At 72.3% G+C, this 15,596-nt stretch carries 11 protein-coding genes and 1 pseudogene; 5 read left to right on the top strand and 7 right to left on the bottom strand.

Annotation, left to right across the window (positions count from 1 at the left end; all coding sequences use genetic code 11):
• Positions 1–145: 145 nt before the first annotated feature.
• Positions 146–1,537 (top strand): cation:dicarboxylate symporter family transporter, encoded by a 1,392-nt coding sequence (locus tag GTY56_RS18605; RefSeq protein WP_161366480.1) that lies wholly within the window; start codon positions 146–148, stop codon positions 1,535–1,537.
• A 79-nt stretch (positions 1,538–1,616) separates the two neighbouring features.
• Here the strand turns inward: GTY56_RS18605 and GTY56_RS18610 are convergent, their stop codons facing one another.
• Entirely contained in the window at positions 1,617–2,231 is a 615-nt protein-coding gene (locus GTY56_RS18610) for a TetR/AcrR family transcriptional regulator (protein ID WP_161366481.1), read from the bottom strand.
• Positions 2,232–2,340: 109 nt separating this feature from the next.
• Here GTY56_RS18610 and GTY56_RS18615 point away from each other — a divergent pair, with 109 nt between their 5' ends.
• Complete coding sequence (locus GTY56_RS18615; RefSeq protein ID WP_161366482.1) at positions 2,341–4,014, top strand: DHA2 family efflux MFS transporter permease subunit; 1,674 nt, start codon at positions 2,341–2,343, stop codon at positions 4,012–4,014.
• A gap of 830 nt (positions 4,015–4,844) precedes the next feature.
• Here the strand turns inward: GTY56_RS18615 and GTY56_RS18620 are convergent.
• Together GTY56_RS18620 and GTY56_RS18625 are read right to left on the bottom strand one after the other, a co-directional pair.
• Positions 4,845–5,744, bottom strand: coding sequence for an aldo/keto reductase (locus tag GTY56_RS18620; protein ID WP_161366483.1), 900 nt, complete (start codon positions 5,742–5,744; stop codon positions 4,845–4,847).
• Position 5,745: 1 nt separating this feature from the next.
• Complete coding sequence (locus GTY56_RS18625; RefSeq protein WP_161366484.1) at positions 5,746–6,657, bottom strand: NAD-dependent epimerase/dehydratase family protein; 912 nt, start codon at positions 6,655–6,657, stop codon at positions 5,746–5,748.
• Positions 6,658–6,702: 45 nt separating this feature from the next.
• Between GTY56_RS18625 and GTY56_RS18630 the strand changes: the two genes are divergently transcribed.
• From GTY56_RS18630 to GTY56_RS18645, 3 genes and pseudogenes are all read left to right on the top strand, one after another.
• On the top strand, positions 6,703–7,212 hold the full coding sequence (locus GTY56_RS18630; protein ID WP_202510394.1) for an Lrp/AsnC family transcriptional regulator: 510 nt from the start codon (positions 6,703–6,705) through the stop codon (positions 7,210–7,212).
• 167 nt (positions 7,213–7,379) lie between these two features.
• Positions 7,380–7,514 (top strand): annotated as a pseudogene (locus GTY56_RS41355) (thioredoxin family protein); the annotation flags it as partial.
• 174 nt (positions 7,515–7,688) lie between these two features.
• The gene (locus GTY56_RS18645) at positions 7,689–9,920 is read left to right on the top strand and encodes a HelD family protein (protein WP_202510395.1); all 2,232 of its coding nucleotides are present in this window, start codon (positions 7,689–7,691) and stop codon (positions 9,918–9,920) included.
• 14 nt (positions 9,921–9,934) lie between these two features.
• Here the strand turns inward: GTY56_RS18645 and GTY56_RS18650 are convergent, their stop codons facing one another.
• From GTY56_RS18650 to GTY56_RS18665, 4 genes are all read right to left on the bottom strand, one after another.
• Entirely contained in the window at positions 9,935–10,345 is a 411-nt protein-coding gene (locus tag GTY56_RS18650) for a hypothetical protein (RefSeq protein WP_161366485.1), read from the bottom strand.
• 203 nt (positions 10,346–10,548) lie between these two features.
• Entirely contained in the window at positions 10,549–13,425 is a 2,877-nt protein-coding gene (glgB, locus tag GTY56_RS18655; RefSeq protein WP_161366486.1) for a 1,4-alpha-glucan branching enzyme, read from the bottom strand.
• A gap of 31 nt (positions 13,426–13,456) precedes the next feature.
• Positions 13,457–14,899, bottom strand: a complete 1,443-nt coding sequence (locus tag GTY56_RS18660) for a maltokinase N-terminal cap-like domain-containing protein (protein ID WP_161366487.1) — start codon at positions 14,897–14,899, stop codon at positions 13,457–13,459.
• A gap of 193 nt (positions 14,900–15,092) precedes the next feature.
• A partial coding sequence (locus tag GTY56_RS18665; RefSeq protein ID WP_161366488.1) for an alpha-glucosidase C-terminal domain-containing protein occupies positions 15,093–15,596 on the bottom strand: 504 nt, incomplete at its 5' end.

Genomic DNA, 15,596 nt, shown 5'->3' on the forward strand with positions numbered 1-15,596 from the left:
ATGAACGGAAGGGTGACCGCGCTCACAGAGAAGGACATAGTCACGGCATTCCCCATAACGCATCTCCGGGAGCTCCCCGCTCCCTCTTCCCCCGGACGTGAGCCGCACGCCGGTGATGCCGACGACGTCGTCAAGGAGGGCCGCCGTGACCAGCGCAGCCGATACGGCACCTGCCGCACCCAAGGCCAAGCGGGACCGCACGCACTATCTCTACATCGCGGTGATCATCGCGGTCGCCGCCGGTATCGCGGTGGGCCTGGCCGCACCCGACTTCGCGGTCGGGCTGAAGCCCATCGGAACCGGCTTCGTGGCCCTGATCAAGATGATGATCTCGCCGATCATCTTCTGCACGATCGTCCTGGGCATCGGCTCGGTGCGGAAGGCCGCCAAGGTCGGTGCCGTCGGCGGTATCGCCCTGAGCTACTTCATGGTGATGTCGCTGGTCGCGCTGGGCATCGGCCTGGTCGTCGGCAACATCCTGGAGCCGGGCACCGGGCTCGCGGTGACCGACGCGGTCAAGGACGCCGGTCACGCGCAGGTCGACTCCGAGGCCAAGGACACCACGGAGTTCCTGCTCGGGATCATCCCGACCACGATCGTCTCGGCCTTCACCAACGAGTCGGTCCTCCAGACGCTGCTGATCGCGCTCCTCGCGGGCTTCGCACTCCAGGGCATGGGCTCGGCCGGCCAGCCGATCCTGCGCGGCATCGAGCACATCCAGCGGCTCGTCTTCCGCATCCTCGCCATGGTGATGTGGGCCGCCCCGATCGGTGCCTTCGGCGCCATCGCCGCCGTCACCGGTTCCGCCGGCCTCGACGCGCTCAAGAGCCTCGCCGTGCTGATGCTCGGCTTCTACGTCACCTGCTTCCTCTTCGTCTTCATCGTGCTCGGCATCCTGCTGCGCGTCGTCTCCGGCCTGAACGTCTTCACGCTCTTCAAGTACCTGGGCCGTGAGTTCCTGCTGATCCTGTCCACCTCCTCCTCCGAGTCCGCGCTGCCGCGGCTCATCGCGAAGATGGAGCACCTGGGCGTCAGCAAGCCGGTGGTCGGCATCACCGTCCCGACCGGCTACTCCTTCAACCTCGACGGCACCATGATCTACATGACCATGGCGTCGCTGTTCATCGCCGACGCCCTGGGCACCCCGATGTCCATCGGCGAGCAGATCCCGCTGCTGCTCTTCCTGCTGGTCGCCTCCAAGGGCGCCGCCGGTGTCACCGGCGCCGGTCTCGCGACCCTGGCCGGCGGTCTGCAGTCGCACAAGCCGGCCCTGGTGGACGGCATCGGCCTCATCGTCGGCATCGACCGCTTCATGAGCGAGGCCCGCGCCCTGACCAACTTCGCCGGCAACGCCGTGGCCACCGTGCTGATCGGCACCTGGACGAAGGAGATCGACAAGGAGCGGGTGAACCAGGTCCTCGCCGGTCAGCTGCCCTTCGACGAGAAGACGCTGCTCGACGAGGGCCACGACGGCCCGGCCGAGGACCACGTCGAGGCGCCCGAGAAGGGCGGCGAGAAGGAGCTGGCGAAGGCCTGACGGCCGCGCCGCCCCCACAGAATCCGGGCGGCTGGGTGTCCCCCCGTCGCTCAGCCGCCCGGTTCATCCATCGAGAAGTTCACGCGTTCAGCTTCGCCACCAGCCCGGTGGCCTTCGAGGCGGGCACGCCCGCCGCGGTCAGTACGGTGACCGCGGCGCAGCGGCCCGCCTCTTGCGCTGTCAGCAGTCCGTCGTTCACGGCCTCCATCACGGCGAACAGCGTCTGCTCGTGCACGTACGCCAGCGCCGGAGCCGGCAGCGGCGAGCTGAAGACGTCCTCGTCCAGGCCCTGCTGCAACAGCCCGATGCTCGCTTCCCGGACCGGAGCGAGCCGTTCCCTGATGCCCTGCATGGTGACCGTGCGCTGGGCGAGGGCGACCAGCAGCCGGTAGCGGTCGGCGATCGCCCACACCGCCAGCACCGAGCGCGCCACCGCCTCCGCCGGTTCCCGCACGCCCTCGCGGCCCGCCGCGTGCGCGGCCGACAGCGCCTCCACCGCCTCGTCGACGAGCGTGCTGATCAGCGCCTCACGGCTCGGGAAGTGCCCGTACACCGTCCGCCGGACGACGCCCGCGGCCCGTGCGATCTGGTCCATGGACGCGTCGGGGTCACGCAGCAGCTCGGCGAGGGCGACGTCGAGGATGCGGCGGCGGTTGGCGTCGGCGCGGCTGGTTCCCGTGGTCATGGTCGTCATTGTGCCCCTTCCCGCAGCGATTTGCACAGTGCTGTGCAACGGCGTAGATTGCACAGCGTTGTGTAAATGCACACCCATGTGCAAGACAGCGAGGAAGGCAACCCCTGCCATGCGACTCGTCATGAACGAACCGGCCGAGAGGATGGACCGCCCCTACGCACGCCGCTGGTGGGCGCTCCTCGTGCTCTGCCTCAGCCTGCTGATCATCGTGATGGCCAACACCGCCCTCACCGTCGCCGCGCCCGACATGACCCAGGACCTCGGCCTGACCAGCGCCGACCTGCAATGGGTGATCGACGGCTACACCGTTCCCTATGCCGCGCTGATGCTGCTGCTCGGTGCGACAGGCGACAAGTACAGCCGTCGGGGCGCGCTCGTCCTCGGGCTGGTCGTGTTCGCGGGCGGCTCCGTCTTCGGCTACCTCGCCGACAGCTCCACGACGGTCATCGCCGCACGGGCCGTGATGGGCGCCGGCGCCGCGATGATCATGCCCGCCACGCTGTCGCTGCTCGCCGCGACCTTCCCGCGCGCCGAACGCGCCAAGGCCATCACCCTGTGGACCGCCACGGCCGGACTCGCCATCGCGGCCGGACCGCTGGTCGCCGGGGCGCTGCTGGAGGACCACGGCTGGTCCTCGACGTTCCTCATCAACGTCCCCGTCGCACTCCTGGGTCTCGTCGGCGCCCTCGTCCTCGTACCGCCGTCCCGGGCCGCGGACCGCGGGCGCATCGACTACGGCGGCGGACTGCTCTCGGTGGTGTGGATCGCCGCGCTGGTCTACATGATCATCGAAGGGCCGCACTTCGGCTGGGGCGTCAAGGCCGTCACGGCGGCGGTCGTCGCCGGAGCCGGGTTCGTCGCCTTCGTCCTCTGGGAGTTGCGTCACCCGCGCCCGCTCCTCGATGTCCGCCGCTTCACCAACCGCGGCTTCGCCGGCTCCAACCTCGCCGTCGCCCTGTTCTTCCTGGCGGTCTTCGGGGCCTTCTACTACCTGACGCAGCACCTCCAGTTCGTCCTCGGCTACGACGCCCTGGACACCGGCGTGCGCATGCTGCCGCTGGCGGGCGCCGTGTTCGTCGGGGCGGCCCTCACCGGTCTCCTCACGCCCCGGGTCGGCATGAAGTGGACCGTCACGGCCGGCATGGTCGGCGGCACGGCGGCCCTGGCGCTGCTCACCCAGGTCGGCTCCGGTTCGTCGTACGGCGACTTCGTCGCGCCCCTGGTCGTCCTCGGCCTCTCGATCGGGCTCGCCCTGTCGCCCTGCACGGACGCGATCATGGGGGCGTTCCCGGAGTCGGAGCTGGGCGTCGGCGGCGCGGTGAACGACACGTCGCTCGAGCTCGGAGGCTCGCTGGGCATCGCCATCCTCGGTTCGCTGCTGGCCACGTCCTACTCGGGCCACCTCGCGGACGCCGCGGCCGGCAGCAAGCTCCCCGCCGACGCCCTGTCCACGGCCCAGGACTCCGTCGGTGCCGGATACGCCGTCGCCCGGGGCCTCGGCGACAAGGCCCGGCAGCTGACCGAGCAGGCCGCCCACACCGGCGACCCGCAGCAGGCGGAGCGACTGCGCGCGCAGGCCGGGCAGCTCGGCGACGGGGCCCGGCAGATGGCCGACGCGGTGGGGTCCGCCTTCTCCGACGCGGTCGCGCACACCAGTCTGATCGGGGCCGTGATCCTGGGCGTCGGCACGGTGGTCGTGGCGCTGCTGCTGCCCGGCAGGGCGAAGCCGGTGGACGAGCCGGCGGGGAAGGACAAGGAGCTGGAGTCGGCCGGGACCCGCTAGGGCCGGTTGCGGGAGTGGCGCCTCCGCCGAAGGGCGGCAGGCGCCACGCACGCGCCCGGGGCGGGAGTGCCCGGGGGCCGGGACCTGGGGCCCGGGGCCCGGGGCCGGGAGTGCCCGTGCGTCGGATGACTCAGGCGGGAGGGGCGCCCGGCTGGCAGGCGTGGCCCCCTCGGAGGCGTGGCGTGCCTGGGAGGCATGGCCCGCCTCGGGGGACCTGCCCGGCCGGGGGTGTGGTCCGCCCCGAGAGTGTCCCGGGGTCGGCCGGTGCCTCCAGCGGCCTGGAGCAGTGCGGGAACCGCGCAGGGCGTCCCGGCAACGGCACGTTCCGCGCGGCACGTTTGCCGTGCGGGGCTCCGGAGCCTCGGAGTCACGGAGCTTCGGGTCCCGGAGTCCCGGAGTCCCGGAGTCCTAGAGCCCCGGAGTCCGGGAGCCTCGGAGCCCCAGTGTCTCGGTGTCCCGGAATCCGGAAGCCCCGGAGCCCGGAGTTCGGGAGTCCCGGCGGTCGGCGACGATGCGGTCGGCGACGATGCGGCGGACGCGTGTGCCGGACCCCAGGCGTCCATGGCGTGACCGATCGACAGGCCCGCCCTGACCCTCCCCGACGCTCAGGTCGCGGCCGGCAGCCGGGCGGCCCGGGCGATCGCGGCCCGGGCGACGCGTCCGGCGGGCCGGACGAGCGGCCCCGCACGGCGGCAGCCGGCCTGTGCCGAGACCCCCTGGGCCGTATCCGCACATCCCGCCTGCCCCACGGCGTCGGCACACCACTCTCGCCGCACCGGACACCATGGGCCCCGCCTCCCGGGCGGACGACGGGACGGTGCGGACACGGTCTAGGCGCGAACCAGGCCGGCGGACTCGTCCAGGCGGGCCCGCTCCTCCGGGGCGAGCAGCAGGTCCGCCGCGGCTGCCGAGTCCCTGATCGTCCGCGGCCGGCTCGCCCCCGGGATCGGCACAACCACCGGGGACCGGGCCAGCAGCCAGGCCAGTCCGACCTGCTGGGGACTGACCCCGCGCTCCGCCGCCACCGCGTGGAAGGCGGCGAAGCGCTGCTGCCCTTCCGTGCGCGACGGCCCGTCCAGGGAGCTGCGGGCCAGCCCGCCCAGCGGGCTCCACGGCAGGAACGCCAGCCCCAGTTCCCCGCACAGCCGCAGTTCCGGCTCACTGTCCCGGACGGCAGGGGAGTACCGGTTCTGCACCGACACCAGCCGGTCGCCGAGGATGTCGTGCGCCCGGCGGATCTGGTCCGCGTCCGCGTTGGACACACCCGCCAGCCGGATCGTGCCCGCGTCGAGCAGGTCGCGCAGCGCGCCGACCGACTCCTCGAAGGGCACGGCGGGGTCGGGCTTGTGCAGTTGGTAGAGGCCGATCGCCTCGACGCCCAGCCGCTTGCGTGAGGCCTCGGCGGCGGCCCTGAGGTGCTGCGGGTGGCCGTTCACCGTCCAGTCGGTGCCCGCCGGGCGGCCGCGGCCGCCCTTCGTCGCCACCAGGACACCTGAGGTGTCACCGCCATAGGCGGCCAGCGCCCGGGCCACCAGACGTTCGTTGTGCCCGGGCTCCGCGCCCGGCAGGTGATACGAGTCGGCCGTGTCCAGGAGGGTCACCCCCGCGTCGAGCGCGGCGTGCACGGTGGCCACGGCACCCTCCTCGTCCGGCCGTCCCTCGATGGACAGCGGCATCGCGCCCAGCCCGATCGCACTCACCCGTAGCCCGCCGAGAGTCCTGTAGCGCACGTCAGTCGCCCTTCCCGAGCGTCTCCGCGACGGCACGCGGCAGCCACTGCCGGGCCTCGCCGAAGGTGAAGCCGAGCCGGGCGGCCCGGGCGTTGTCCATGCCGTAGGAGCGGCGGAAGGAGAACGGCGAGACCTCGCCGACCTCGACCGGCCGGAACTCGGTCCGGCCGCCCGGGACATGAGCGGACACCGCCGCGCACAGCTCCTCCGTGCTCAGAGTCCCGGAGGAGGCGGCGTTCACCGGCCCGGTGAAGTCCTCGCCCGCCGCCCAGGCCAGGAAGCGGGCGATCTCCTCGACGTACACGTACGTGGCCGGCCGGTTCACCGTCGGCACGGCGATCGGCTCGCCGGCGCGTATCCGCTCGGCGTAGTGGGCCAGCCGGCCCGTGAAGTCGTCGTCCCCGCCCAGCACATGGGCCACCCGCACCACCGTGGACGCGAACCCCGGTCCGGTCGCGAGGACCGCCTCCGCCTGCCGCTTGCCCTCCCCGTAGTGGGCCTCCAGGAACGCGGGATCCTCCCAGGGCAGCCCGGCGTCGACCGGGACGGTGGACGGGTCGACGGCCTCTTCCCGGACCAGGGCGGCGGAGTCCTCGTACTCGTACACCTCGACCGTGGAGGTCATCACATAGCGCCGGGTGCGTCCGGTGAAGACGCGGCGGGCGATCGCGGCCTGGCGCGGGGTGTAGCAGACCTGGTCGACGACGACGTCGAAGACGCGGGAGCCGAGCGCGTCGGTCAGTGACCGTTCGTCGTCCCGGTCGGCGCGCAGGTGCTCCACACCGGGGGGCGGCGGGGAGGACCCTCGGTTCAGCACGGTGACACGGTGGCCTTCGGCGAGGAGCCGCGCGATGAGACGCTTTCCGACGTAACGGTTGCCGCCGATGACCAGTACTTCCAGGGCCTTTTCCATGGCCATAATTCTCCCGGCGTACATCCACGCCCTGAAGGGGGAACCATGGGAGTTCAGGCCGCCGCACCGAAAGAACCACGGCATCTGCGGACCGCCGCCGACGAAACATCGGTGGCCTTCGATGCGCTGGACCGGCAGATCCTGCACCTGCTCCAGACCGAGGGCCGGATCAAGCTCAGCGAGCTGGGCCGCCGGGTCCGGCTCAGCCCCGCGGCCGTCACCGAGCGGGTGCGGCGGCTGGAGGCGGCGGGCGTGATCAGCGGCTACGGAGCCCACGTCGTGCCGGCCCGGCTCGGCTACGGCATCCAGGCGTTCGTCCGCGTCGACCCGCACGGCGGTTACAACCTGAAGCACCCGAGGACGCTGGAGCTGATCGAACGCCCCGAGATCACCGAGGTGCACCACGTGGTCGGGGAGGACTGCTGGATCCTCAAGGTCGCCGTCCGGGACACCGTCCATCTGGAGGACGTCCTGGAGGCCGTCTCCGCGCTGGGCCGCACCACGACCTCGATCGTGCTGACCTCCCCGGTGGAGCGGAAACCGCTGTTGCCTTGACGCCGGGGTCAAGGCTTAGGTTCGAGCACCTGCGAATCGGCGAGCCGGCCGCACCGGGCCGGGACCACGACGCGGACGCTCTTCGGGTTCGGCCCGGAGGAGACGCGGGCCCTTCGCGGAGTGCCTGCGCGCCGGGCACCCCGAGGGCGACTCCTGCCCGGCGTCGCTCGCCGGCGACGACCAACGCCTGCAAGGTGCTGCCGATGCCGACGTTCATGGTGTTCCGCGGTGGCGAGCCCGCGAAGGCCATGGTGGGGGCGCGGGCCAAGCGGAAGCTGCTGGAGGAGCTCGCGGACGTGATCCAGGCGACCCGCCCGGACAACAGGAAATCCCCCGAGCAATTGCGCTCGGGGGATTTCCTTGCGTATATTTGTTTGTTCGCGACTTCAAGTGGATTGAAGCCGTGTGAAGTTCAGTGAGCACAGTATATCCGGGCGGGAGCGGAATTGTCAAACACCGAATTTCCGGACGATGAATTGCGGCAGGAACAGGAATTCATCGACGGGTTGTACGCGCGTGTCGACGCGCTGCGCGGCGACGCCGAGTCCTCCGTCACGGACGCGCTCGCGCAGGGCAACACCCCCATGCAGGCCAGACTGGAGCGGGACATCCTCGTGGCCGAGCGCTCCGGGCTGCTCGCCGCGCTGAACGCGGTGGACGGCTCCCTGTGCTTCGGCCGCATCGACCTCACCTCGGGCGTCACCCACCGCATCGGCCGCATCGGCCTGCGCACCGACGACGCCGAACGCACCCCGGTCCTCATCGACTGGCGGGCCGATGTCGCCCGCCCCTTCTACCTGGCCACCGGCCACACCCCGATGGGCCTCAGGCGCCGCCGGCACATCGCCACCGAGGGCCGTACGGTCACCCACCTGCACGACGAGATCCTCGACCTCGGCGACGAGACCCGCACCGGACACGAGGACCCGACGGGCGACGCCGTACTGCTCGCCGCCCTCAACTCCGCACGCACCGGCCGCATGGGCGACATCGTGCAGACCATCCAGGCCGACCAGGACCGCATCATCCGCGCCCCGCACCGCGGCGTCATGGTGGTGGAGGGTGGCCCGGGCACCGGCAAGACGGCCGTCGCCCTGCACCGCGCCGCCTACCTGCTCTACGAGCACCGGGAACTGCTTGCCAAGCGGGCCGTGCTGATCGTCGGTCCCAACCCGGCGTTCCTCGGTTACATCGGCGAGGTGCTGCCCTCCCTGGGCGAGACGGGGGTCCTCCTCGCGACCGTCGGCGAGCTGTTCCCCGGTGTGAAGGCGACCGCGACCGACACGCCCGAGGCCGCCGCCGTGAAGGGCCGGGCCGGCATGGCCGACGTGCTGGCCGAGGTCGTGCGCAGCAGGCAGGCGCTGCCCGACCCGGTGATCACCGTCGAGCACGACCGTGAGGTCCTCATGCTCGACGACGGCCTGGTCAACGTCGCCCGCGAACGCACCCGCGCCGCCAAGCTGCCGCACAACGCCGCCCGCGAGCACTTCGAGGGCCACATCCTCAACGCCCTCACCGACCTGTACGCCGAGCGGATCGGCACCGACCCCTTCGACGGGTCCAGCCTGCTCGACCCCAGCGACATCACCCAGATCCGCGACGACCTCGCCGAGAACCCCGAAGTGTGGTCGGCCGTCGACCGGCTGTGGCCACTGCTGACCCCGCAGCGGCTCGTCGCGGACTTCCTCGCCGCGCCGGAGGAGTTCCTGCCCGCCGAGGACGCCGACGCCGTACGCCGCCCGGTGACCCGGCGCTGGACGGTCGCGGACGTGCCGCTGCTCGACGAGGCCGCCGAACTCCTCGGCGACGACGACCGGCTGGCCCGCGACCGCGCGGAGCGCGAGCGGCAGCGGCAGATCGCGTACGCCCAGGGCGTGCTCGACGTGTCCTACGCGTCCCGCACCTACGAGTTCGAGGACAAGGAGGAGGACGACCCCGAGAGCTCCGAGGTGCTGTCGGCGCACGACATCATCGACGCCGAGCGGTTCGCCGAGCGGCACGAGGAGGACGACCACCGCAGCGCCGCCGAACGTGCCGCCGCCGACCGCACCTGGGCGTTCGGGCACATCATCGTCGACGAGGCGCAGGAGCTGTCGCCGATGGCGTGGCGGCTGCTGATGCGGCGCAGCCCGACCCGATCGATGACCCTGGTCGGCGACCCGGCCCAGACGGCGGAGGCGGCCGGGGTCGGCTCCTGGTCGGACATCCTCTCCCCGTATGTCGAGAACCGCTGGGAGCACACCCGGCTGGGCGTCAACTACCGCACACCGGCCGAGATCATGGACGTCGCGGCGGCCGTGGTGCGCGCCGAGCAGCCGGGGTTCGAACCGCCCAGCTCGGTCCGCTCCACAGGCGTACGCCCCTGGGCCCGCGCCACCGACGACCTGCCCGGCGCCGTCGCCAAGGCAGTCGGGGAACTCACCCCCGCCGAGGGCCGGCTCGCGGTGATCGCCCCGCGCGACCTCCACCGCTCCCTCGCGGCACGGCTGGACGGCGTCACGGCGGACGCCGAACCCGACCTCACCCGGACGGTCGTCCTGCTCGACCCGCGCCAGGCCAAGGGCCTGGAGTTCGACTCCGTCCTCGTGGTCGAGCCCGGCCGCTACGGCACCAGCGACCTGTACGTGGCCCTGACCCGGGCCACCCAGCGGCTGGGCGTGCTGCACACGGGGCCGTTGCCCGCCCCCCTGGCACAGGCGCTCGGGTAGGGCGCGGAACGCGTTCAGTGCACCTGTGACGTGGGATCCCGCAGCGCATGCCACAGCCCGGCGCCGAGCGGTACGACCGACAGGGCGAAGAGGACCCAGAACAGGAACTCGGCGCCGGGCGTGAGCTCGTGGACGGTGCCGTCCTCCCACCGGCAGTAGGCGCGCGGGGGGAAGGCGGTGGAGACGCCCACCACCTTTCCCCCGCCGATGACGCCCTCCTGGTACGGCTCCCTGGGGCAGGGAGCCGTGTCCGGGAACAGCACGGGCTCGTCCGCGGCCATGATGGAGGCCCAGGTGAGGGCGGAGAGCGGGACCGTCCAGAAGACCGAGGTGCGCACCCACAGCGGCAGCCGCGGATGGGTCAGCAAGCCGCGCACCGCGACCACCGCGACCACCAGCCCGGCGAAGACCGGCAGCAGCGTCATGACGCGGCGGCCGTCCTGCGGGCCCGCAGGAGGAGCGCACCGCCCGCACGGGCCACCGAGACCGTGCAGCCCGTCAGCACGGCCGGACCGGCGCGGTGAACGGCATGGACATCCATGCGACCACCCCACCAGGGCCGGACCGGCCGGGCTGTGGTGGAGGCCACTCCTCCGGTCACAGCCGCGTCACAGGGGGTCCGGGCCCCCTACGCCGGCCGCAGCCACACCGTCGCCAGCGGCGGCAGGGTCAGGCGGATGCTCGCCGGGCGGCCGTGCCAGGGCTGGGGCTCCGGTTTGACCGGGTCGGGGTGGGTGACGTCGCTGCCGCCGTAGCGGGCCGCGTCGGTGTTGACGGCCTCGTGCCAGGCGGGCACGTCCTCGGGGACGCCCAGGCGGTAGTCCTGGCGGGTGACCGGCGCGAAGTTGGACACCGCCAGGACCGGCACGCCCTCCGGGTCCAGCCGCAGGAACGCGAGGACGTTGTCGTCGGCGGCGTCCCCGACGATCCACTCGAAGCCGGCCGGGTCCGTGTCCAGTCGCCACAGCGCCGGGGTCGCCCGGTAGACGGTGTTCAGGTCGCGGACCAGGTCACGCACGCCCCGGTGGTCGGCCTCCGCCCCGTACCCCGGGTCCAGCAGCCACCAGTCGGGGCCGTGCGCCTCGGACCACTCGGCGCCCTGGGCGAACTCCTGCCCCATGAACAGCAGTTGCTTGCCCGGGTGGGCCCACATGAAGCCGAGGTAGGCCCGCACCCCGGCGCGCTGCTGCCACCAGTCGCCCGGCATCTTCGACACCAGGGACCGCTTGCCGTGCACGACCTCGTCATGGGAGATCGGCAGCACGTAGTTCTCGCTGTACGCGTACACCATCGAGAAGGTCATCTCCCCGTGGTGGTACTTGCGGTGCACCGGCTCGTGGCTCATGTACTGCAACGAGTCGTGCATCCAGCCCATGTTCCACTTCAGCCCGAACCCCAGCCCGCCGAAGCCGCTCGGGCCCTTGTGGTGGGTGGCGCGGGTGACCCCGTCCCAGGCGGTGGACTCCTCGGCGATCGTGACCACGCCGGGCACCCTGCGGTACACCGTCGCGTTCATCTCCTGCAAGAACGCCACCGCGTCGAGGTTCTCCCGGCCGCCGTGCTCGTTGGGCGTCCACTGGCCCGGCTCGCGCGAGTAGTCGAGGTAGAGCATCGAGGCGACGGCGTCCACGCGCAGGCCGTCGATGTGGAACTCCTCGCACCAGTACACCGCGTTGGCGACGAGGAAGTTGCGCACCTCGTTGCGACCGAAGTCGAACTCCAGCGTGCCCCAGTCGGGGTGCGCGGCGCGCAGCGGATCCTCGTGCTCGTACAGCGGGCGGCCGTCGAACTCGGCCAGCGCCCACGCGTCGCGCGGGAAGTGCGCCGGCACCCAGTCCATGAGGACGCCGATGCCGGCCTGGTGCAGCTTGTCGACCAGGTACCGGAAGTCGTCCGGCGTGCCCAGCCGGGCCGTCGGCGCGTAGAAGCCGGTCACCTGGTAGCCCCAGGAGCCGCCGAACGGATGCTCCGCGACCGGCATCAGCTCGACGTGCGTGAACCCCAGGTTCTTCACGTACGCCGGGAGCTGCTCGGCCAGTTGCCGATACGTCAGCCCGGGCCGCCAGGACGCCAGATGGACCTCGTACACCGAGAACGGCGCCTCGTGCGCCGGGGCCTCGGCGCGCCGGGCCAGCCACTCGGCGTCGCCCCACTCGTACGCCGAGGACGTGATGACCGACGAGGTCGCGGGCGGCACCTCGGTGCGGCGGGCCAGCGGGTCGGCGCGCAGCGTCCTCGAACCGTCGGGGCGGGTGATCTCGAACTTGTACAGCTCGCCCTCACCGACGTCCGGCAGGAACAGCTCCCACACCCCGGACGAGCCGAGCGACCGCATGACGTGCCCGGTCCCGTCCCAGAAGTTGAAGGTGCCGGCCACGCGCACGCCGCGCGCGTTCGGTGCCCACACCGCGAACCGGGTGCCGGTCACGCCCTCGTGGGTCATCGGGTGCGCGCCCAGCGCCGTCCACAGCTCCTCGTGCCGGCCCTCGCCGATCAGGTGCAGGTCGAGGTCGCCCAGTGTGGGCAGGAAGCGGTACGCGTCCTCGGTCTCCAGGACCGTCCCCTCGTACTCCACGACCAGCCGGTACGCGGGGATCTCCCGCAGCGGCAGCAGGCCGGAGAAGAACCCCTCCCCGTCGTCGTGCAGCTCGGCCCGCAGCTCCCCGGCGACGACGGTCACCGCCAGGGCGTACGGCCGGAACGCCCGGAAGGCGATGCCGCCGGGCACCGGGTGCGCGCCGAGCACGGAGTGCGGGTCGTGGTGCGTGCCGCCGAGCAGCCGCTCCCGGTCCGCCGCGTCGACGGCGGGGGAGACGGCGACCTCCATCTCCGGCGGTACGACCTGCGCGGAAGCGGCCTCCAAGGCGGGCGCCTGTGCGGCGGGAGCCTTCCGGGCCGGGGCCTTCTTGACCGCGCTCTTCTTCGCGACCGCCTTGCCGGCGGTGGTCTTCTTCGCCGGGCTCTTGGCGGCCGTGGTCGTGGCAGCGGCGCTCTTGACGGTGCCGGCCTTCTTGGCCGGAGCCTTCTTCGCGGTGTTCTTCGCCGCGGGGGACTTCGCGGCGGCCGCCTTGCCGGCGACGGTGTCCGCGGTCGTGGGCTTCGAGGCGGCGGTCTTCACGGCAGTGGTCTTGGCCGCCGTCGCCTTGACCGTCGTGGCCTTCTTGGCGGCCGACTTCTTCGCGGCCGACTTCTTGGCGGCCGTCTTCTTCGCGGCGGCCTTCTTCGCCGTCGCCGTCTCGGCCGCGGGCCGCTCAACCGCCGTCTTCCCGGCTGCGGCCTTCTTCGCCGCCGTCTTCTTGGCCACCGTCTTGCCGACGGTGGTCCTGCCGGCTGCGGCCTTCTTGGCGGTCGCCTTCGCGGGGGCCGCCTTCTTCGCCGCTGCCTGTTTGGGCACCGCCGTCTTCTTCGCGGCGCTCTTCTGCTGGGCGGCCGTGGGCTGCTCGGGGATCTTCTCCCCGGCGGTCCCCTTGGGACGCGAACCGCTGGACTCAGGGCGGGGGGTCACGGGCGGAGCCTCCAGGACGAGGGGTGGTCGGTCAGGTCAGGTGGCCGGTCGAGGCGAGCCGGTCTATGGCGGCCAGGGGCACCGGCAGCCAGTCGGGGCGGTGCCGGGCCTCGTACACCACCTCGTAGATCGCCTTGTCCGTCTCGTAGGCCCGCAGCAGCACCGGGTCGGTGCGCGGATCACGGCCGGAGGCCTCCGCGTAGCCGGAGCAGTACGCGGCGCGGCAGGTCTCGGCCCAGTCCGCCTGGGGCGGGTCGGCGGAGCGGGCCGCGTAGTCGAAGGACCGCAGCATGCCGGCGACGTCCCGCACGGCCGGCTGCGGCATGCGCCGCTCGGCCAGCGGCCGGGCCGGCTCGCCCTCGAAGTCGATCAGCCACCACTCGCCGGACGGCGAGCGCAGGCACTGGCCGAGGTGCAGATCGCCGTGCACCCGCTGCGCGGTCCAGGTGCGGCCCTCGGCGGCCAGATCGCCCAGCGCCGTGAACGCGGACCGCAGCCCGCCGGCGTAGGGCCGCAGCGCGGGTACCGCCTGGACGGCCGCGTCCAGCCGCTCGATCATGCCGTCGACCATGACCCGGAGCTGCGTGTGACCGAGGGTGACGGTCGGCAACGCGCGGGCCAGCGCGGTGTGCACCTCGGCGGTGGCCCGGCCGAGAGCCCGCGCCTCGGCGCTGAAGTCCTCGCCCTTGGCCAGCTCGCGCAGCGCCAGTTCCCAGCCGTCGGAGGCGCCTTGCAGGAAGGGCTGGAGCACGCCCAGGACGTACGGCTGGGCGGCGAGGTCCGCCGGGCCCGACGGGACGACCGGGTCCGCCGTGGGGGCGATGTCCGCGACCATCCAGGCCGTCGGCGCGGGCACCCGGGGGCAGGCCTCGCGGGCCAGCGCGAGCGGCAGTTCCAGGTCGGGATTGACCCCGGGCACGATCCGGCGAAGCAGCTTCAGGATGAACGTATCTCCGTAGACGATCGACGAGTTGGACTGCTCGGCGGTCACCACCCGCGGCACCAGACCCGAGCGGATGTCCTGGCCGGGGTCCCGGTCGAAGCGCAGCCTGCCGATCCGGGACCGGGTGCGCAGTGCCTCCAGGAGCAGCTCGGCGGGCCTGGTGTCGTGCAGGGCGTCGTAGACCGTCCGGCCGGCCAGCGGTCCGGTCGGCACGTGTCCGATCAGCGCGGGCGCCAGCCGAGGCGGCAGCGCCTCGCGCACGCCTATCAGCAGCTGGTAGCAGTCGCCGGGGTGACCGGGCGCCCCGTGGGACGGCACGACGGGCTGATGGGCGCGGACGAGCAGGTGGTACAGGCCCAGCTTGGACGTGGCCGGAAGGAGCTCGGTGGCCTCGACGAGCGTGAACCCGGTGACCGGCCGTCCCTTGCCCGCGAACCAGCGCTGCCGTGGCAGCCATTCCCGCAGCAGTGGATCGAGGGAGGCAAGGAGGCCGGGCGGGGTGGTGACGGTGCGTGTGACGGCTTCCGACATGGCGTCGCGTCCTTTCACCCATTCTCGGTGCGCCTCCGGCGCCTGCGGCCGGCTCCGGACGGCGCCCCTCCGGCTCACGCGGGCGGGGGCGGGGTGTTACTGATGCGTGCCCCCGGCGGGGCGGAGGAAACGCCCCGCCGCGGGGGTTTGCCGCCCGTCCCGCGGATCGGGCCTCAACAGGCCTTTTCAGGCCTCACATGGTCTCCTTGCGGAGCCTGAACCAGTAGAACCCGTGCCCCCCGAGGGTCAGCAGGTACGGCAGCTCGCCGATCGCCGGGAAGCGGACCCCGCCGAAGAGCTCCACCGGGTGCCGCCCCTCGAAGGCGCTCAGGTCCAGCTCCGTGGGCTGAGCGAAGCGCGAGAAGTTGTTCACGCACAGCACCAGGTCGTCCTCGTACTCGCGCAGGAACGCCAGCACCGCCGGGTTCGTCGACGGCAGCTCGGTGTACGAGCCGAGTCCGAAGGCGGGGTTCTGCTTGCGGATCTCGATCATGCGGCGGGTCCAGTGCAGCAGCGACGACGGCGACGCCATGGACGCCTCGACGCTCGTGACCTGGTAGCCGTAGACCGGGTCCATGATCGTGGGCAGGAACAGCCGTCCCGGGTCGCACGAGGAGAAGCCTGCGTTGCGGTCGGGCGTCCACTGCATCGGCGTGCGCACCGCGTCCCGGTCGCCGAGCCAGATGTTGTCGCCCAT

Source organism: Streptomyces sp. SID5643, assembly GCF_009872555.1.
Lineage (GTDB): Bacteria > Actinomycetota > Actinomycetes > Streptomycetales > Streptomycetaceae > Streptomyces > Streptomyces iakyrus.

Bases quoted from the DNA above. Each gene is read 5' to 3' on its own strand.
- GTY56_RS18610 (WP_161366481.1), bottom strand. From the start codon at position 2,231: ATGACGACCATGACCACGGGAACCAGCCGCGCCGACGCCAACCGCCGC.
- GTY56_RS18615 (WP_161366482.1), top strand. From the start codon at position 2,341: ATGCGACTCGTCATGAACGAACCGGCCGAGAGGATGGACCGCCCCTAC.
- GTY56_RS18625 (WP_161366484.1), bottom strand. From the start codon at position 6,657: ATGGAAAAGGCCCTGGAAGTACTGGTCATCGGCGGCAACCGTTACGTC.
- GTY56_RS18630 (WP_202510394.1), top strand. From the start codon at position 6,703: ATGGGAGTTCAGGCCGCCGCACCGAAAGAACCACGGCATCTGCGGACC.
- GTY56_RS18650 (WP_161366485.1), bottom strand. From the start codon at position 10,345: ATGACGCTGCTGCCGGTCTTCGCCGGGCTGGTGGTCGCGGTGGTCGCG.
- GTY56_RS18660 (WP_161366487.1), bottom strand. From the start codon at position 14,899: ATGTCGGAAGCCGTCACACGCACCGTCACCACCCCGCCCGGCCTCCTT.